The sequence below is a fragment of the Nocardia sp. GCM10030253 genome (assembly GCF_042675075.1).
Classification (GTDB): Bacteria; Actinomycetota; Actinomycetes; order Mycobacteriales; family Mycobacteriaceae; genus Nocardia.
On record NZ_JBHTDL010000006.1, the window covers coordinates 772,183 to 791,056 of the forward strand.

Genomic DNA, 18,874 nt, shown 5'->3' on the forward strand with positions numbered 1-18,874 from the left:
GTTCCTACAAGCAGATGAACACCGACGAAGGAGATCCGAAATGCTGCGTGGAATGGCAACCGTGTCGTACTGGGCCGAGGACTTCGAGGGCGCGAAGGACTGGTACACCGAACTGCTCGGCGTCGATCCGTACTTTCACGTGCCCGGTGCCTACTACGAGTTCCGGATCGGTGACTACCACCACGAACTCGGCATCCTCAACCGGCAGTTCGCGCCGGAGGGCGCACCCACCGAGCCGGGCGGCGAGGTGTTGTACTGGGCCGTCGACGATCTACAGGCCGCGCTGGACCGACTGATGGAATTGGGCGCGAAGGAGTACCAGCCGGTGCGCGAGCTCACCCAGGGATTTGCCGTGGCCTCCGTGGTCGATCCGTTCGGCAATGTGCTCGGCGTGATGCGCAACCCGCACTACATGGAGGTGCTGGCCAAGACCGGGCCCGCGTAACCGACTCCGGCGCGTGGACACTTTTCCGGCTGAAGGTGTCCACGCAGGCCATCCAGTGAGATGCGGGCGGGATGGCAGAACCCTTCCGCACAGACATCTTTCGGCTGGAATCGGCTGGCTGCCGCCCTCCGTCGCGAGGGTGTCCGTGCCGGTCTGTCAGTCGCGGAACCAGCGTTCGAGCACCCGCGCGACACCGTCTTCCATGACGTCGTCGGCGACTTCGTCTGCGAGCCCGCGAATCTCGTCGGGTGCGTTCGCCATCGCGACGGAATGTCCAGCCCAGCACAGCATTTCGCGATCATTGTAGCCGTCGCCGATAGCGAGGGTGGCCTCGAGAGGGATGCCGAGTGAGGTGCGCAGGCGTTCCAGGGCCCAACCCTTCGAGACACCCTGGCGTGAGACCGTCAGCCACGGACCGAATTCGCCGTGCACCCAGCTCGCGCCGGGCACCTCCAGCGAACGGAGCAATCGCAGCATTTCGTCCAGTGTGCCCTCGGGCCACCAGCCGTTCAGCCGCGGCGTCGGCTCCCTGCTCAGTTCACCGTCGTCGACGAGCAGATATTCACCGATGGAGAACGCGCCCGGGCTGATGCCGGTGGCCCAGGTACCGATGCCAACCTTCTCCACGGCGAAGATCATGTCCGGGAACAGCGCCCGCAACGCGGTGACGGCCGGCGCGGGGTCGAATGCCTGCACAGTAACCGGCTCGCCCCTCGCCACATCGATGTGGACCGCACCATTGGAGCACAGCGCATGCCCTTCGATCAGGCCGATCTGCGCCAGCACCGGGCGCGTTGCCAGCAACGTCCGCCCGGTCGTCACGACCACATGCGCACCCGCCGCCACGGCTGCCCGCACCGCATCGGCCACGCGCTCGGTGACCGGCGATCCCGTCTGCAGCAGCGTCCCGTCCACATCCAGCGCGATGAGCTGGGGTCCCCCGACTACAACCACCAGCCCATTGTGCATCGGTACGACGATGTACGTCATCCGATCTCAGACCGGACACGACACCGGCGCAAGTCACGCGGACGGAATCGTAGTGCTCCGCACAGATGAGAGGACATCCCGAACATCAACGGCGAACGTAACTTTCACCCTCGTCGATACATTCTGATATGACGGCCGACGAGCGTGCGATGATGGTCGGCCCACTAGCAGGCTTCCCCGTCGAGAGAGACAGGTCAGTGCGAACCATCTACGTCATCGCGCATCCGGAGTCGACACACCACGTCGAGGGACTGGTAGGTGGATGGTACGACTCGCCGCTCACCCCGGCAGGCTCACGCGCCGCGGCTGCCATTGCCGAGGCCCTACGGACAAAGATCCCCGAACAGGTCGATGTGGAGTTGTTCTCGTCGGATCTGCAACGGGCCGCGCAGGCAGCTCTCGTCATCGGCGATCTACTCCACGTGCGTCCGGTCCTCGACCGAAGACTGCGCGAGAAGTCCTACGGCGAGGCCGAAGGCATGTCCCAGGAATGGCTGAAGCAGCGGTTCGTACCCCCGCCCGCTGTCGGCGAGCGGATGCGACACGATGAAGGCATACCGGGATCGGAAACCATGGCGGCATTCGCGCAGCGCATCTACGCGGCAATGCACGCGATCGCACAAAGCGACTGCGAACACCAGGTCATCGTGACACACGGCGGCGCAATCACATTCGCCGTGGCGTCATGGACCAAGATCCCGATCGAATCACTCGGCTATGCCCGATTCCAAGCCGCTTCCGGCAGCATCACCGAACTCCGCGAGGACGACTACTTCCACAACCGCCAGGTCGTCAGCCTCGGTGACACCCGCCACCTCGCGATCATCGGCACTGCCGAGTTGCGCAAAAGCTCGATATCGCCCCTGGCCTCGGCAACCGAATAGCCATCCCAGTTAGGAGACCGGTCCCCGACCATCCGAGGTGGGGAGCCGAGCCAGCGGCATGCCGGTGCTGTCGCGCATCGCCACCCATTCGGCGAACACCGATATCTCGGCCTACCCGCCACCAGCCGCTGCGCAGACGGGCACCAGCCGATCGGAGTAGCGAAAGGCTGCGGCACCAGCGAATCAGGCAATGACGCCGGATCTCATGTCGGGTAATCGGTTCGACGCACTCGGTGGCTCCGACGACCTCAGCGATAGCCGATCATGCTGACGACCGCAGGGATGGTCGGGAGCGATAGCGGCCTTGATCAGCGGCCGCGCGCACCGCCGCCGAAACCACCGGAACCACCCGCGCCGCCGCCGAAACCACCGGAACCGCCTGAGCCGCCGAAGTGGCCTGAGGACGCACCGCCGGACGAGGCACCACCAAGCGAAGCTCCGCCTGGCGAGGAGGCGCCTCCGGAGGAGGTTCCGCCCGAGGACGAGCGACCTGAGGAGGTTCCACCGGACGAGGCTCCGCCGGAAACCCCGCCCGACGAGGCACCGCCAGAAGATGTTCCACCGGCCGATGCGCCACCGGAGGACGCACCACCCGAACTTGCACCACCCGAACTTGCACCACCCGAACTTGCACCACCGGAGGGCGTACCACCCGATGTGCCCGACGACCCACCGTCGGACGCCGAGCCGCCTGAGGACGCGCCGCCGCCGGGTCCGCCGGACGCCGACCCTCCGGACGAGGCTTCGCCGGAGGAGCCGCCGCCCGAGGTTGTATCAGTGGTTCCGCCTCCGGAAGTGCTACCTCCGGAAGATGTTTCACCCGAGGTAGAACCGGATGTGCCGCCGGAGGCGGGCGTGTCGGTGGTTCCACCAGCGGCTGGCGTCCCGGTAGCGCCACCGGACTGGGTTTCCGTGCCGGGGGTGGCTGCGGTGTCGGTTCCGGCGGCAGGGGTGGTGGTCGCGTCGGGGGTCGCCGGGGCCGGATCGGGCTGGGCGGGAGCGGGAGTCGCACCGGGGAAGTCGGCCGGGAAGCTGATGCGGGGAATGACGGGTGATACCCCGGGTAGGTTGAGCGGTGCGGGGAAGAAGGGCAGTGGGTTGATGAATTGCGCCGGGTTGGCATAGGTGCCGATTCTGGATTGCGCGGTGTCGCAGCAGGATCGCGGATCCTGGTGGGATCGGGAGCGAGGGCCGGATTCGGCCATGGTCGGGCCGAGCCGAGTCGACCTGGTGGCGGGCGCGATCGCCAGGCCGGAGGGGGTGTAGGCGACGGACCGGGTTGTCACTCCCCCGCTTCTCCAGAGGCTGTCGAGCAGCATGTCGCCGCTGGGTTCGTACAGCAACGCGTCGGCGGGGACATCGATGCCGGGCAATCGCTCGAGCGCTGGCGACAATCCGGTATCGACCGGCCCGCCGAACACCGTCACCGCCGACACGGCGATCGCGGAAGCGACTGCGGCGCTGGAGAACACCGTGGGGTGCGGGACGAAATGCTTTCCGGTGACGGCGGGGGCCAAAGTGCGCGCGGCGTAATAGGCGGCGCCGGTGGCCACGACTTGACCAGGATCAGCCGACATCACCACGGGGCGACCGAGTTCGGCGAGCGTCCGCGCGACCTCCGCGGCGCGGGCTGCGCCGCCGACGAGCAGGATCCGCCCGATGTCGGACAGGGTGAGGCCGGTCGACTCCACACATGCCCGCACCACATCGAAGGAGTCCCGGATGTGCTGGATACGCAACCCGTCGATGTCGACGATCGACATCAACGATAGCGACGCGGACCGGTCGGGGGCGACGCCGTGTGCATATCGCGCGATCATCGACCCAAGCGGGCGACCACCGAAGTCGTAGGAGCGCATGGGCTTTCCCACCATCGGGTGTTCTTCCCAGTCGGGCCCGACCCGGACGACAGTGACATCCAGACAGGTGCCGCCGAGGTCGTACACCAGCACGAAGCCGGGCTGGAGCGGACCGTGCTCGCGCTCGAGCCACTCTGCGGCCGCCACCGGCTCGGGCATGAGCGGCACATCCCTTGCCCCGGATAGATCCATCGCCTGCCGCAGCAGCGCGACCTGTTTATCGGAATACACTGCCGGATAGGTCGATACGGCGCCCGCTGTCGGCTCGACCGCATCGATCAAGCCGTTCACCACGGCGGCCACCAGATTTGCCGGCGACCAGATCTGGCCGCCGACGATCACCGGCTCCGGGTCACGCGCCAGATCGGCGAAATCGCTGACCGCCATGGTGAATTGGGGAATCCCACCGATTCTGATGCCGCCGGCGCTGTCGAATGTCACCGCCGAACGCCGAGAGCGCACCGATGGCCGGGAGCGTTCCACGCTCACCGAAGCCGATACGGAGTTCACTGAACCGATGCTGAAGCCCACGCCTGTAGTCATTCGCCATCCCGTCAACGCACCGTGACCACGTCCATCACACAGGAGATCCATGTGGCCGCGGTCGTCTTCCAAACAGCCCCCACAGGTTAACTGCTTACCGGCCAGTACGGATGCCGAATTGATATGGAAAATTTCGCTTCTGTTGACAATCCATGGTTTTGCCAGGTAGACGGGCTGCGAGAGTGGGATTTAGACCCCTGAACGATGGCAATCCGACTGCGATAAGCCGGTTTCCGCTACTCCACAGCGATCCCGGATGCATCCCCGGAGCGACATCTCGCCATCGCTCGACAGTCACCGATCAAACCCGGACAACACACACCGACCGGTCGGTAACTGAACCATTGCCAGTGCTACACAATTCGCGCACGCGCGTGCCGTTCAATCAAAGATGACACATCAAATGTGGCGACCGTTTTCCGCCAGCACGACGCTCTCGCCCCGACTTGACTGGATACAGCGATGCGGCGACCGGCCGGGACAAAGATCCGGCGGTTGACCTGATCCGAAATGAAATGCCAAGGACTAGAAGGGAATTAGAGAGAATGTCTACACGGTTCGCGGAGAAGGTCGTGCTCATCACCGGCGCAAGCTCGGGAGTCGGCAAGGCTGTCGCCCTGCGCGTCGCCGCCGAAGGCGCGGCGGTAGTGCTCGGCGCACGTGGCAAAGACGCGGGCGAGCAGGTCGCCGCCGACATTCGTGCGGCGGGTGGCCGGGCACTGTTCGTACCGACCGATGTCACCGTCGAGGATGACGTGGCCCGCCTGACGCAGGCCGCGCTGACAGAATTCGGCCGCCTGGACGGTGCCTTCAACAACGCGGGCGCGGTGAACGCCTTCGGTCCGGTCTCCGACATCGATGAGTCGGGCTGGCGCGCCGATATCGAGCTCAACCTGACAAGCGTGTTCTACGGTCTGCGTCACCAGGTTCCCGCGCTGGTCGCCTCCGGCGGCGGCGCGATCCTGAACAATGCCTCGAACCTCGGCGTGGTCGGCATGGGCCAGGTAGCTCCGTATGTAGCGGCCAAGCACGGCGTGGTCGGACTGACCCGCGCGGTGGCGCTGGAGGCGGCCGAGCAGGGTGTGCGGGTGAATGCGATCGTCTCCGGCGCGATCGACACGCCTGCCTTCCGCAACTCGATGGGCGCGACCCCCGAAGGCGAAGCGGCCATTGCCGCACTGCATCCCCTCGGCCGGATCAGCAAGCCCGACGAGATCGCCTCGTTCTGCGCATACCTGCTCAGTGATGAAGCGAGCTTCGTCACCGGCGCGGCCCTGGCCATCGATGGTGGGTTCACGGCACGGTAGACAACACTGCTCCGTATATAGGCGCGGCGCCTCGGTTCGAACACGCCCTCATCGCGTGACCGAAGCCGAGGTGCCGACTACCGTCTCGGAGGACCCTACCGCGTAACGGGCGCGGCCGGACGCAGTTGGATCAGGCCCAGGCCAACAGACGACGGACCGGGCCGGGCCGGGCTACTGCTCCAGCCATCCGGACCGCTGGCTGGCGGCTTCGTACCAGGCGATCGAATTCCTTGGCACTGCTGCGAGGTTCACCCAGCACACCGGCGTTGAAATCGTCGGCCAGCTGCCGCACCGTCTCCTGCGCACAGGACTTGTTGGTGCCGATGAAGCCGGTAGGGCCACGCTTGATCCAGCCGGTGACGTAGGCGCCCGATAGCACCGGTCCGCCGGACTCGTGCAGGACGCGACCGTTCAGGTTCGGGATCACCGCGGCCTGATCGTCGAATGGCAAGCCTGGCAACGCGACACCGCGATAGCCCACCGAGGTGAGCACCAGTCCGGCGGCAAGCCTTTCGGTCTCCCCCGTCGGTACGGCACTCACGCGGCCGTCCGCATCGGTGACGAGTTTGTTGCGACCGACCTCGATACCGGATACTTCGTCGGTGCCGAGAATCTCGGTCGGGGCCGCCAGGTAACGGAAGACGATCCGCTTGCGAGCGCCGAACGGACGGTCGGCCACACTGCGCAGCAGCCGCAGCTTCTGCTCGACCTGGTAGGGCAGACCCTCGGTCGCTTCGGGCAGCTCACCCTCGATGGCGATATCGACGTCGGCACCGAGCAAACCGACGAATTCCGGGACGGTGAAGGCAGATTCGGCAGGGCCGCGGCGGCCGAGGATGACGACTTCCTCGATCTTGCTGTGCCGCAACGCCTGCAAGGCGTACGGCGCGATTTCGGTGCCCGCCAAGGACTCCGGATCGCTGGCGAGAACGCGCGCGACATCGAGCGCCACATTGCCGTTGCCGACGATGACGACCCGCCGCCGCGACAGGTCGAAGGTGTCGCCCGCATGATCGGGATGCCCGTTATACCAGGCGACGAAGTCGGTGGCGGAGACATTGCCCGCCAACCCCTCGCCCGGAATACCGAGCTTGCGATCGGAGGACGCACCGACCGCGTAGATCACCGCATGGAAGTGCCTGAGCAGTTCCTCATGCGAAACATGCTTGCCCACTTCGACATTCAGGTAGGACCCGAAACCGGGCTGCGCCGATATAACGTCGAAGAGCTCGCTGACCTGCCTGGTCTTGCCGTGGTCGGGCGCGACGCCGTGGCGGGCCAGCCCGTAGGGCACCGGCAGGCGATCGAAGACGGTCACCGACACGTCGGCCTGGGTCAGCAGCTCGTCGGCCGCGTACATCGCCGACGGCCCCGACCCGACGATCGCCACCCGCAGTGGCTGCCGTTCGGTATGGATCTCGGCCGCGGGCACCGGCTTAGCGAGCAGCGGCCGTGGCCGCGCCTGCCGGTAGAAGTCGGCGTTGATCTCGATGAACGGCTTCTGCTCCTCGGTCAGCTTCTTCGATGAGGTGATGGCGTCGACCGGGCAGGCGCTGGCGCACGCACCGCAGTCCACGCACGCCTTCGGGTCCACGTACAGCATCTCCGCCGTCAGGAAGTCCGGTTCGTCGGGCGTGGGATGGATGCAGTTGACCGGGCACGCGTAGACGCAGGACGCGTCGCTGCAACAGGATTGAGTGACGACGTAGGGCACTTCAGGCAGCCTTGACCGCGCGCAACGGCTCCGAACGGTATCGGGTGGTGTGGCCGTCGATCTTCAGCAGCTTCCAGACAGCCTTGGCGATCGGGTTCATCAGGCCGGTGTCTTTGGCCAGCGTGCGCACATCGCCGAAGAAGTCGCTGAACTCCTGCTTGGATTCCTTCGCCCCGTAGAACAGTTCCTTGCGCACCTTCTCCGGGATATCGAACTCCTTGAAGAACGAGCGCGGCGGGGTGTAGATCGATCGGCCCAAGATGAACATGACGATCGGCATGGCGATCGAGAGCACCAGCTTGTTGGCCGGGTTCGTCTCAGGCACATGCCGCTTGAGGAATTCGTGCGCGAACGAGATGTGCCGCGCTTCCTCGGCGACATGGATGGCCATCACGCCACGCATGATCGGGTGCACTTCCTCGCCCGAACGAAGGATTGCCTTCTGAATGTGGTCGATCGGCTCCTCACCAGCGAGCACGGCCATGAAGAAGAGATTCGGGAACAGCCCGGCCACCGGAGCGCCGATGTACTTGAACTTGCGCACCAGCGGGCCCATACCTGGGACGTCGATACCGATCCGGTTGACCATCTCCTGGAACATCAGGGTGTGGTTGTGCTCCTCGATCATCTCGTGGGAGCAGTAGCGGAATTCGGGGGAACCGTTGGGCAACCCGAAGCTGTGCGTCACCATGCCGCTGATCAGGATGGATTCGAACTGCAGACCGACCTTGGCGACATTGGCCTGGCGGTACTTGCCGATGGCGATCTTCCGATCCTCGGGCAGCGCCTGGTACCAGGGGTGCCGACCCAGCGCGTCGCCCGACATCGGGAGAATCCAGCGCTCCTCGCCCGCGTTCGCGGCGAAGTCGGGGTTGTCCCAGTCGATGTCCTCGAACGGGTCGAAGTGCTTGTTGACCGAGCCCTCGGAGAGCAGCAGCAATTTCGCTGCGTACTCCTGCGCCTTCTCCAGATCGGGATCGACTGCGGGCGTCACGGCTGTAGACATCGTCGTCACTGCCTCTCCTCGTGGGACCAGTTATCTGTTTCCCATAGTTACACCAACGGAGACGGCAGTCAACCCGGCACACAATCGGCATTCCCGCGGCGGCGAGCCGGATACCCGCCGCCCTTGCCGCTCTTCCCCGCGTTATCGCACCCCGAGCTGCGACAATCCCGCGACTACCGCATCCGCGGGCAACGCGAGCGCGAGCGCGACACCGCCCGCGGACATCCCCGCCGCGATGGCAACCTTCGTCAGCCTGCGCCTGGTCCGCCGCGACAACAACAGGGCTCTGGTCGTCGCCCTGCGGTGCTTACGCCCGTGATGACCACCCGCCGCCTCCTCGACAGCGACGGCAGTCCGCCGCGCCATGATCGCGGCACCGTCGGCGATCGTGCGCTCCGGATCGGGTGCCGTGATCACCGGGCGCGCCAATTCGCCCGCCAATACCTGAGAGACCTCGACCGGCCGCGCCGCGCCGCCGACCACCAGAACGCAGTCCACGTCGGCCATCGTCACGTCGGCCATGCGAAGACAGCGGTACACCAACTCGAGCGAGCCGCGCACATGCTCGGCGCGCAACAGATCGGCGGTCGTGCCGGTGACCGCCCCGGATAGCGAGGCCGCGGCGACACCCTGCCCCGCCCGCTCGGCGACCAGCGCGCCGAACGCGCGGCCGCCGAACTTCGGCGAGCGCAGCGGCACACCGACGATCGGATTGCGCGGGCAGCCCGCGCCGACTCGGACCAGCGTGACGTCGAGAGTGGAGCCGCCTAAGTCGTAGACCAGCGCCAGGCCGGGCATCAGCGGGCCGCGTTCGGCTTCCAGCCAGGTCGCGGCGGCGACCGGTTCGGCGACCAGCGCCACATATCCGAAGCCGACAGCGTCCAGCGCCACACGCAGCTCGGCCACCTGATTGTCGGTGTAGCCCGCCGGATGCGTCAGCGCGATCCCCGCATCGACCGCGCGGCGATCACGGCGCGCCTCGGTGATCAGACACTCGACGACCACCGCGACCAGGTCCGCGCGCGACAGGGCACGATGCCCGACCCGGGCCCGCATGGTGGTGCGCTGGGTGAGATCGGCGAATTCGGTGATGGCGCGACCGTGCCGCGGAATCATCCCGACCCGCGCCATTCCGGTGCTGTCGAAGGTGAGGGTGGTGCGGCGGGTAACTGCGGGCGAACGCTCGGCGGCGGAGCGTCGCCCCGGCGGAGCCTTGGCCGAACCTTCCTCCGCCAGAGCGGAAACCGTGTTCACCGTGCCGATGCTCAAACCGAGACCAACCGCCATCGCAATCCACCTCATTGCCGAGCCGAGTCGCTTCGAACCCCATCAACGCAACCACTCGGCGACCCGCCTGCCAACCACCGGACATACAGTTGTCCGCACGCCGCCTGCACTGACACCGGTCGCATAGATAAAGCACCGATCGCCGTTCACCTGCCGCGCTACGCCACTTGTCTGACACGCAGCCGGATTTCCTTACGGCGCGGCGAAATTCGAGAATGCCCGGTGCGTTTGCCAGCCGTCGAGAAGACCGCCCAGTCGGCCATAGATACGCCTTCCTACATGCGATGACGTTCCAGGACCGACCTCCGATCGCCCGCTACGAATCCCGGATGAGCGCATTGATTGCAGCCGTCCATACCGCGTGTCCGGGCGTCATTCCTCGCCGTACGGCCATCGAGAAAAAACGCACAATTCCTGATTGCTCCCACTCGAATTCGCGGACGATTACGTGCGCGGGAACGAATGGAAGTATCGACGGCACCGCCCGACCCGGCAACAACACAGCACCGACCCAGTTACCTACCTTGGGCTGAATCCTCATACCCCACAGGCACTCCCGCACGGGTGTGCGCCAGGCTCCGCCTGGTCCGTCATGATTTCCGACACCATTTCGCCGCCTGCTCCTTGCACTGGGCATACAGCGTCGGGAACGCCGACCGCTGGGTGACTCGAGCAGGCTGCCGGCGCGGCACGTGCATGTAGTCGGGCACGTGCGACTGGACTGCGCAGAGGAATTCGCCGATGGCGTAGCGCAGGTCGATCAATTGTGTTCCGGGCTCGGGATGAAATGCAGCTGATATCCCTCGACACCGTGCGGGAGCAGATGCGCAGGCGCAACCCCCGTACCGAGTTTCGGAAGCCGCGGCGAAATACGACTTACCCGGCGGGCAACTCCGGAATTCGGGTGGCACGGGCAAAGACCGTTTCGCCCTCGTTCAGGTGCAGTGCCTCGGCATCGCCGCGGGTCACCTGCGCGGCGAACAGGTCGCCGGTGGCGGCGTTTCGCAGCTCGACACGCACCTCGAATCCGAGGTGCACGACGCGTTCGACGGTCGCGCGGGTGACGCCCGCCGATTGTGCGGTGCCCTCGTGCGCGGCCAGCGCCATGCTCGCGTCGCGGCCGACCCGAATGTCGTGCGGGCGCACCAGGTGTCCGTTGAGCCTGGCCACGGCGCCGAGGAACGACATCACGAATTCATTGGCGGGACGGTCGTACACGTCCTCCGGAGTGCCGACCTGCTCGATACGTCCCTTGTTCATCACCGCGATCCGGTCGGCGACGTCGAGCGCCTCCTCCTGATCGTGGGTGACAAGCACGGTGGTCACGTGGACCTCCTCGTGCAGCCGGCGCAACCAGGTTCGCAGGTCCGCGCGGACCTTGGCATCCAGGGCGCCGAACGGCTCGTCGAGCAGCAGCACCTGCGGGTCGACGGCCAGCGCGCGCGCCAGCGCCATGCGCTGGCGCTGACCGCCCGACAGCTGCGCCGGGTAGCGGTGCTGGAAGCCGTCGAGGCCGACGATGCCGAGCAGTTCGTCGACCCGCTTGGCGATCTCGCCCTTGGGGCGCTTGCGAATCTTGAGCCCGAACGCCACGTTGTCGCGCACGGTCATGTGTTTGAACGCGGCGTAATGCTGGAACACGAAACCGATGTCGCGCTTCTGCGGCGCCACCCTGGTGACATCGCGTCCGGCGATGACGACGACGCCGGAGTCGAGCGATTCGAGCCCCGCGATCGACCGAAGCAGCGTCGACTTGCCCGAACCCGATGGCCCAAGCAGTGCGGTCAGTTCGCCGGAGGGGATGTCGATGGTGACATCGTCGAGGGCGGCGAACGAACCGTAGTTCTTGTTCGCATTGGTCACGGTAATCATTGTTTGTCTCCGGCAAAGGCGATCATTTGGTGCCCCGCTTGCGGTCGAGCAGAGTCATCAAGAGGAGGGTGACGAGCGCGATGCCCATCAGCAGGGTCGCGGCACTGTAGGCGCCGAAGGTGTTGTGGTCGTTGATGTATCGGCCGTGCACCAACAACGTCAGGGTCTGCGAGACCCCGGGGAAGCCGGACGACACCATGATCACCGCACCGAACTCGCCGAGCGAGCGCGCCACGGTGAGCACCACGCCGTAGGTGAGGCCCCAACGGATCGCGGGCAGCGTGATCCGCCAGAACGTCTGCCACCGGGAGGCGCCGAGGGTGGACGCGGCCTGCTCTTGGTCGTCACCGATCTCGTGCAACACCGGTTCGACCTCGCGCACCACAAACGGCAGCGTCACGAAAATAGTGGCGATCACCATGCCGGGCAGCCCGAAGATCACTTTGAAGCCGAGCGATTCGACGCCACCGAACCAGCCGCCCGCGCCCCACAGCATGATCAGCGCCACGCCGACCACCACCGGAGAGACCGCGAACGGCAGATCGACGATGCTCTGAACCAGATTGCGGCCGGGGAACTTTCCACGCACCACCGCGAGTGCGGTGACGATCCCGAACACGACGTTCACCGGTACCACGATCGCCACGATGAGCATCGACAGCTGAAAAGCCGAGATCGCGGCCGGGGTAGTGATCGAGTCGAAGAACGCGCCGATACCGTTCTCGAAGGTGCGCCAGAGGATGAGCACCAGCGGAAGCACCAGCAATATCAGCAGGTACCCGAGCGCGACGGTCCGCAGTGAAATGCGCGACAGCGCAGACAGTCTCATCGTGCCTCCTGCTCCTTGCGCACACTGCGCTCCGCGAACAGCCGCAGCACCAGCAGTGACACGAATGAGATGACCAGCAGGGCGACCGACACCGCGGCCGCGTTCACCGGCCGGTCGATCTCGATCTGCTGCTGAATGTACTGCGAGGCCATCTGCGTCTCACGCGGAATATTGCCGCCGATCAGCACCACCGAGCCGTACTCTCCGATGGCGCGGGCGAAGGCCAGTCCACCACCGCTGATGATCGCGGGCCCCAGCGTGGGCAACACGATCCGGCGGAAGGTCGTCCAGTTGTCCGCACCGAGCGAGAGCGCGGCCTGTTCGACTTCACGGTCGGCCTCGATGAGCACCGGCTGCACCGAGCGCACTACGAACGGCAGGGTCACGAACGCCAGGGCAACCACCAAGCCGGGCTGCGTGGCGTTGAGATGGATGTCGATCGGACTCTGCGGACCGTAGAGCGACAGCAGCACGATGCTGGCCACGATGGTGGGCAGCGCGAACGGCAGATCGATGAGTGCGTTGACGATGCCCTTCCCTGGGAAGTCGTCGCGCACCAGCACCCAGGCGATGAGCGTCCCCATCACCACGTTGATCAGCGCGACGATCACCGAGACGAAGATGGTGACCCGCAGTGACGCCAGCGCCACCGGCGCCGTGACGGCGTCCCAGAATCCGGCCAAGCCGTCGTCGAAGGAGGCGACGGTGAGCGCGGCCAATGGCAGCAGCACGATGATGCTGAGCCACAGCACCGCGGTGGCGATACCGAGCGGGCCCACCGAACCGGTCACCCGCAGCCAGGACCAATTGATGCGCCCCGTCTTGCGCGGCGCGGGCTTATCCGTGGCCGGGAGGACGACGGGTTTGTCCCCGCCTTCGAGGACAGAGTTGTCCGTGTCTTCGGAAACGCTGGGACCGGGGGTGGTGCCGGTCCCAGCGGTGCTGCTGTCTGTCACAGTTGCCAAGTATCCCGTGTGTCTCAGATCACCGAGCTACTTGGTGGCCTTGTCGTAAATGACGGCGACGGAGCCGGTGTTCGCCGCGAACAGTTCCTTGTCCACGGTCTTCCAGCCACCGAGATCCGCGATCGTCCACAGCTTCTGCGGGGTCGGGAAGTCCGTGGCGAAGTCGGCCGCGACCTTAGGGTCGACCGGGCGGAATCCGGCCTGTGCCCAAGCCTTCTGGCCCTCCGGGGTGAACAGGAAGTCGCGGAACGCGGTGGCCTTCTCGAGGTTCTTGCTGTTCTTCAGCACCGCGACCGGGTTCTCGATCTTGAATGTGTTGGACGGGACGACATGCTCGATCGGGTCGCCCTTGCGCTCGGAGAACAGTGCCTCGTTCTCGTAGCTGAGCAGCACGTCACCGGTGCCCTGCAGGAAGGTCTCGGTGGCCTCACGGCCCGACTTCGGCTGCACCTTCACGTGCTCCTGGGAGATGAGCTGGCTCAGGTAGTCCAGGCCGGCCTGGGGGTTCTTGCCGCCGTCGGACTTGGCCGCATACGGGGCGAGCAGGTTCCACTTGGCCGAACCGGAGCTGAATGGGTTCGGAGTGACCACCTCGACGCCCGGCTTCAACAGGTCGTCCCAGTCCTTGATGCCCTTCGGGTTGCCCTTGCGGACCACGATCGCGACGACCGAACCGAACGGAATTCCCTTGGTAGCGTCGGCATTCCAGCTCGCGTCCACCAAACCCGCATCGACGAGGCGAGTGATGTCCGGCTCCACCGAGAAGTTCACGATGTCGGCCTCGGCGCCGTCCTTGACCTTGCGCGATTGGTCACCCGAGGCGCCGTAGGACTGCTGGATCTGGACGTTCTTGCCGTTGTCGGTCTTGTTGAACTCGGGGATCACCTTGTCGAAGCCGGGCTTGGGCACTGCGTAGGCGAACAAGTTCAGGGTGCCGCCGCTGCCGTCGGCCCCACCTCCGCCAACGGTATCGCTGGCTCCACCGCCGCACGCGGTGAGCGCAACCGCCGCGATCGCGGTGAGGGCGGCGGCGGCATAGCGTCGGCGCGGCGAGAGCCAAGATTTGCGAGACATCAGGGGTGGACCTTTCCTGCGAACCGTCACTGCCGGCACGGCGATCGATGACGGAGGAGATGATGCTGATCGGTAGACCTGCCCTGCGGCAGTGGCGCGGCTCTCGGCCTGAGTGGCCGCCGGGGTTCGGACACATCTGCGAAAAAGGTGCACGCCAGTCTATGGGGAACTACGCGCAGAAGTGCCCGGGTCGCCGATCAGCGACAGAGAATATCCGCGACCGCGAGGTTGCCGACAGCGATCAACGCCAGTTCATGGCGGACCTGCGGGACGGCACTCGAAGACACGGGCAGACTGTAGCAGAGCGTGCGCCACTAGTTCGAATTGTCTCGGCGACTGCTTGCAGACTGCTAGCAAAGACAGAGTTCCAGGAAGAGGGGGGTTTCATCCCATGACTACCAGCCCCGATCGGGTCCGCACCCGGCTGCCCGGCATCAGCACGCGCGCGTGGGAGCACCCGGCCGACCGTACCGCCCTGGTGACGTTGCGCTCGCTGTCCGGATTCGACACGATACTGCGCGCCATGTCTGGGTTGCTGCAGGAACGCCAGCATCGGCTGCTGTATCTGGCGACCGCCGTCCGGGTCGACGAGCGGCAGTTCCGTTCGCTGCATCAGTTGCGCGAGGACTGCGTCGAGATCCTCGACGCCCGCACCACACCCGAGATGTTCGTATTGCAGAGCCCGCACGTCAACGCCTTCACCATCGGCATGGACACACCGTTCATCGTGCTGACCACCGGGCTCATCGACCTGATGGACACCGAAGAGCTGCGCTTCATCGTCGGCCACGAACTCGGGCACGCACTGTCCGGCCACGCGGTGTACCGCACGATGCTCATGCATCTGCTGCGCCTTTCGTCCAGCATCGGCTGGATGCCGGTGGGCGGCTGGGCATTACGCGCCATCGTGGCGGCGCTGATGGAGTGGAGTCGCAAATCCGAGCTGTCCGGCGACCGAGCCGGGTTGCTGTGCGGCCAGGATGTCGAAGCGTCGGTGCGGGTGCACATGAAGACCGCGGGCGGCACCTGGATCAAGGAGATGAACCATGGCGCGTTCCTCGCCCAAGCCGACGACTACGAACGCTCCGGCGACCTGCGCGACGGCGTGCTGAAACTACTCAACCTGGAGTTGCAGAGCCACCCGTTTTCGGTGCTACGGGCCGCGGAGCTGCGCCGCTGGATCCAGTCCGGCGAATACAACCGCGTCCTGGCCGGCGAATACCCGCGCCGCGAACACGATAAGAACACCAGGATCAGCGAGGAGATGAAGGAAGCCGCGCGCACCTATCGGCAGAACTTCGACCAATCCGAGGACCCGCTCATCCGCACCGTCCGCAACCTGGGCAAGGACGTCGGTTCTGCGGTGAGCACCGTCGGCCACGAGGTCGGCGAGACCGTGTCGAAGATCGGCAAGCGGTTCAACGACTGGCGCACCGGGGATCGGGACAACCCGCCGCCTGCCGAGTAGACGGCAAGGGCGAAGTCCTCAGACGGCAGGCCAGGCGGCTCGAACGAGGGTGAGCAGTGGTGCAGGGCTCAGCCGCAGCCTGCCCTCAAATGCTCGACAACGCAACCACAGCCAGTCCCCACGCTGGAAACCGTTGCCTACCTATCCAAGAGCAAGTCGGGTACCCCACCTGACGCGCCGAGCACTGCCCCGGTAAATGGATACCTAACGAGTGAACAGCCAGGCTACGAGGACGAGGATGAGGAGGGCTACCAGGGCGAGTTGGACGCGTGAGCGTGGCATCAACGGGCCCCGCTCTGCACGGGCTCGCGTACTTCGGCCACGGGAATGAGCGGTTCCTCGATCACGGCGGGCGCAACGGCGCGATCGCGGCCGAGTACGTGCAGAGTGGCGCGCAGTAGCCGGTCGAGCCCGTAGGCGATGGCGAAACTGATCGGGACCATACCGACCAGGACAACGAGGAACTGTGGGATGAACGGCAACCCCGCCACCCATAGCTCGAACCCGTCCCACCAACCAGCAATCGCATGCACAGCCACAGCCTACTCACGGCGGATAAACGAGCCGTAAACGAGCGCGGGACGTTGCCCGCAGCGCCGCCGGTAGACGTCCGGCCGCGCTGGAACGAAGATGAGGTATGGCGTCTTCCGATGATCTGACCGTCCATGAACCCGACGGCCTGCCGTTGCTCAGTGCGATGTCGGTGTCACAACACCACGCCACCTTTCCGCCGATCGACGATTATGCGTTTCTGTCGGACTGCGAGACCACCTGCTTGATCGCCAGCAACGGCGCGGTCGAGTGGATGTGCGTGCCCCGGCCGGATTCACCGAGCATTTTCGGCGCGATGCTCGACCGCAGTGCCGGTCACTTCCGGATCGGCCCGTACGGCGTCAACGTGCCTGCCGCGCGCAGGTATCTACCCGGCGGGGTGATTCTGGAAACCACCTGGCAGACCGAGACCGGCTGGATCATCGTGCGCGACGCCCTGGTGCTCGGGCCGTGGCACAACAACGATCAGCGCAGCAAGACTCATCGCCGCACCCCGATGGACTGGGATGCCGAGCACATCCTGTTGCGCACGGTGAAGTGTGTGAACGGCACGGTGGAGCTCGAGATGAGCTGCGAACCGGCCTTCGACTACCACAGCGCGACGGCGAGCTGGCAGTACACCGGCAAGGTGTACGAGGAGGCCACCGCGGTGCGAAGCGTCGACCCGAGCGCGGGTCCGACGCTGGTGCTGACCACCGATCTGCGACTGGGATTGGAGGGCCGTGAGGCCCGCGCCAGGACCAGGATGAAGGAGGGCGACGAGGTCTTCGTCGCCCTGACCTGGTCGGAGCTGCCCGCGCCCCGCACCTTCGAGGACGCAGCCCAGAAGATGTGGGCGACCACCGAATCCTGGCGGCAGTGGATCACGCTCGGCAATTTTCCGGACCATCCGTGGCGCAACTATCTGCAACGCAGCGCGCTCACCCTGAAGGGACTCACCTACGCGCCGACCGGCGCGCTGATGGCCGCCACCACCACCTCGCTGCCCGAAACGCCTGGCGGCCAACGCAACTGGGACTACCGCTACAGCTGGGTGCGCGACTCCAGCTTCGCGCTGTGGGGCCTCTACACGCTCGGACTCGACCGCGAGGCCGACGATTTCTTCGCATTCCTGAACGACGCCACCACCGGTGACGACGGCGAACCCGTTCCGCTGCAGGTGCTTTACGGCATCGGTGGCGAACGGGAGATCACCGAATCCACCCTCGACAACCTCTCCGGCTATGACGGGGCTCGCCCGGTCCGCATCGGCAACGGTGCGTATAACCAGGACCAGCACGACATCTGGGGCACCATGCTCGACGCGGTGTATCTGCATGTGAAGTCGCGCCAGAAGGTTCCCGAGACACTCTGGCCGCTACTGGAACGCCAGGTGCACGCGGCCATCGCGCACTGGCAGGATCCCGACCGCGGCATTTGGGAAGTACGTGGCGAGCCACAGCATTTCACCTCGTCGAAGGTGATGTGCTGGGTGGCGCTGGATCGCGGCGCGAAACTGGCCGAACTGCACAGTCAGTTCGAGCACGCCGCCGAGTGGTACGCCATCGCCGAACAGATCAAGGCCGATGTGCTTGCCAACGGCGTGAACGCCGACGGGGTATTCACCCAGACCTACGGCGGCGACACCCTGGACGCTTCACTGCTGCTGGTGGTGCTGACGCGGTTCCTGCCACCCACCGACCATCGGGTGCGCGCGACCGTGCTGTCGATCGCCGACCGGCTCACCGAGAACGGCCTGGTGCTGCGGTACCGGACCGAGACCACCGACGACGGACTCAGCGGCCAGGAGGGCACCTTCACCATCTGCTCGTTCTGGCTGGTGTCGGCGTTGGTGGAGATCGGTGAACTGCAGCGGGCCAGGCATCTGTGCGAGCGGCTGCTCGGTTACGCGAGCCCGCTGCGGCTCTACGCCGAGGAGATCGATTCGCGCAGCGGCCGCCATCTTGGCAACTTCCCGCAGGCGTTCACCCATCTGGCGCTGATCAACGCGGTGATGCATGTGATCAGGGCCGAGGAATCGCGGCACACCGGTGGGTTCCAGCCTGCGCACACACCGGCAAGTCACCCTGGCTGATCACG

General features: G+C 65.7%; 16 protein-coding genes. 5 read left to right on the forward strand and 11 right to left on the reverse strand.

Annotated elements, in window-relative coordinates; all coding sequences use genetic code 11:
* The first annotated feature begins 40 nt into the window (after positions 1-40).
* A complete protein-coding gene (locus ACFQZZ_RS15735) occupies positions 41-445 on the forward strand; it encodes a VOC family protein (RefSeq protein WP_378680247.1) in 405 nt (134 codons plus the stop codon).
* 156 nt (positions 446-601) lie between these two features.
* On the opposite strand, the gene ACFQZZ_RS15740 is transcribed toward ACFQZZ_RS15735, so the two are convergent.
* Positions 602-1,435, reverse strand: coding sequence for an HAD family hydrolase (locus ACFQZZ_RS15740; protein WP_378680250.1), 834 nt, complete (start codon positions 1,433-1,435; stop codon positions 602-604).
* Between the two features lie 197 nt (positions 1,436-1,632).
* Here ACFQZZ_RS15740 and ACFQZZ_RS15745 point away from each other — a divergent pair, with 197 nt between their 5' ends.
* Positions 1,633-2,319, forward strand: a complete 687-nt coding sequence (locus ACFQZZ_RS15745; RefSeq protein WP_378680255.1) for a histidine phosphatase family protein — start codon at positions 1,633-1,635, stop codon at positions 2,317-2,319.
* A gap of 308 nt (positions 2,320-2,627) precedes the next feature.
* Here ACFQZZ_RS15745 and ACFQZZ_RS15750 read toward each other — a convergent pair whose 3' ends face one another.
* A complete protein-coding gene (locus ACFQZZ_RS15750; protein ID WP_378680258.1) occupies positions 2,628-4,688 on the reverse strand; it encodes an Hsp70 family protein in 2,061 nt (686 codons plus the stop codon).
* Positions 4,689-5,266: 578 nt separating this feature from the next.
* On the opposite strand from ACFQZZ_RS15750, the gene ACFQZZ_RS15755 reads away from it, so the two are divergent.
* On the forward strand, positions 5,267-6,028 hold the full coding sequence (locus ACFQZZ_RS15755; protein ID WP_378680260.1) for an SDR family NAD(P)-dependent oxidoreductase: 762 nt from the start codon (positions 5,267-5,269) through the stop codon (positions 6,026-6,028).
* Positions 6,029-6,158: 130 nt separating this feature from the next.
* On the opposite strand, the gene ACFQZZ_RS15760 is transcribed toward ACFQZZ_RS15755, so the two are convergent.
* The 8 genes from ACFQZZ_RS15760 to ACFQZZ_RS15795 form a co-directional block, all read right to left on the reverse strand.
* On the reverse strand, positions 6,159-7,742 hold the full coding sequence (locus ACFQZZ_RS15760; protein WP_378680263.1) for an FAD-dependent oxidoreductase: 1,584 nt from the start codon (positions 7,740-7,742) through the stop codon (positions 6,159-6,161).
* A gap of 1 nt (position 7,743) precedes the next feature.
* Positions 7,744-8,748 (reverse strand): diiron oxygenase, encoded by a 1,005-nt coding sequence (locus ACFQZZ_RS15765; RefSeq protein ID WP_378680265.1) that lies wholly within the window; start codon positions 8,746-8,748, stop codon positions 7,744-7,746.
* Between the two features lie 141 nt (positions 8,749-8,889).
* Complete coding sequence (locus ACFQZZ_RS15770) at positions 8,890-10,035, reverse strand: Hsp70 family protein (protein ID WP_378680267.1); 1,146 nt, start codon at positions 10,033-10,035, stop codon at positions 8,890-8,892.
* A gap of 876 nt (positions 10,036-10,911) precedes the next feature.
* Positions 10,912-11,907: a sulfate/molybdate ABC transporter ATP-binding protein gene (locus ACFQZZ_RS15775; RefSeq protein WP_378680269.1), complete on the reverse strand. Its 996-nt coding sequence runs from the start codon at positions 11,905-11,907 to the stop codon at positions 10,912-10,914.
* 22 nt (positions 11,908-11,929) lie between these two features.
* A complete protein-coding gene (gene cysW / locus ACFQZZ_RS15780; RefSeq protein ID WP_378680271.1) occupies positions 11,930-12,736 on the reverse strand; it encodes a sulfate ABC transporter permease subunit CysW in 807 nt (268 codons plus the stop codon).
* A complete protein-coding gene (gene cysT / locus ACFQZZ_RS15785) occupies positions 12,733-13,548 on the reverse strand; it encodes a sulfate ABC transporter permease subunit CysT (RefSeq protein WP_378680576.1) in 816 nt (271 codons plus the stop codon). The genes cysW and cysT overlap by 4 nt, the downstream gene beginning before the upstream one ends.
* A gap of 180 nt (positions 13,549-13,728) precedes the next feature.
* On the reverse strand, positions 13,729-14,775 hold the full coding sequence (locus ACFQZZ_RS15790; RefSeq protein ID WP_378680273.1) for a sulfate ABC transporter substrate-binding protein: 1,047 nt from the start codon (positions 14,773-14,775) through the stop codon (positions 13,729-13,731).
* A gap of 197 nt (positions 14,776-14,972) precedes the next feature.
* On the reverse strand, positions 14,973-15,062 hold the full coding sequence (locus ACFQZZ_RS15795; protein ID WP_309546086.1) for an Ms4533A family Cys-rich leader peptide: 90 nt from the start codon (positions 15,060-15,062) through the stop codon (positions 14,973-14,975).
* A gap of 104 nt (positions 15,063-15,166) precedes the next feature.
* On the opposite strand from ACFQZZ_RS15795, the gene ACFQZZ_RS15800 reads away from it, so the two are divergent.
* Positions 15,167-16,243 carry a M48 family metallopeptidase gene (locus ACFQZZ_RS15800; protein ID WP_378680277.1) on the forward strand — a complete coding sequence of 359 codons (1,077 nt, stop codon included), beginning with the start codon at positions 15,167-15,169 and terminating at the stop codon, positions 16,241-16,243.
* Positions 16,244-16,524: 281 nt separating this feature from the next.
* Here ACFQZZ_RS15800 and ACFQZZ_RS15805 read toward each other — a convergent pair whose 3' ends face one another.
* Entirely contained in the window at positions 16,525-16,776 is a 252-nt protein-coding gene (locus ACFQZZ_RS15805; RefSeq protein ID WP_378680279.1) for a hypothetical protein, read from the reverse strand.
* Between the two features lie 104 nt (positions 16,777-16,880).
* Here ACFQZZ_RS15805 and ACFQZZ_RS15810 point away from each other — a divergent pair, with 104 nt between their 5' ends.
* Positions 16,881-18,869: a glycoside hydrolase family 15 protein gene (locus ACFQZZ_RS15810; protein WP_378680281.1), complete on the forward strand. Its 1,989-nt coding sequence runs from the start codon at positions 16,881-16,883 to the stop codon at positions 18,867-18,869.
* The last annotated feature ends 5 nt before the right edge of the window (positions 18,870-18,874 follow it).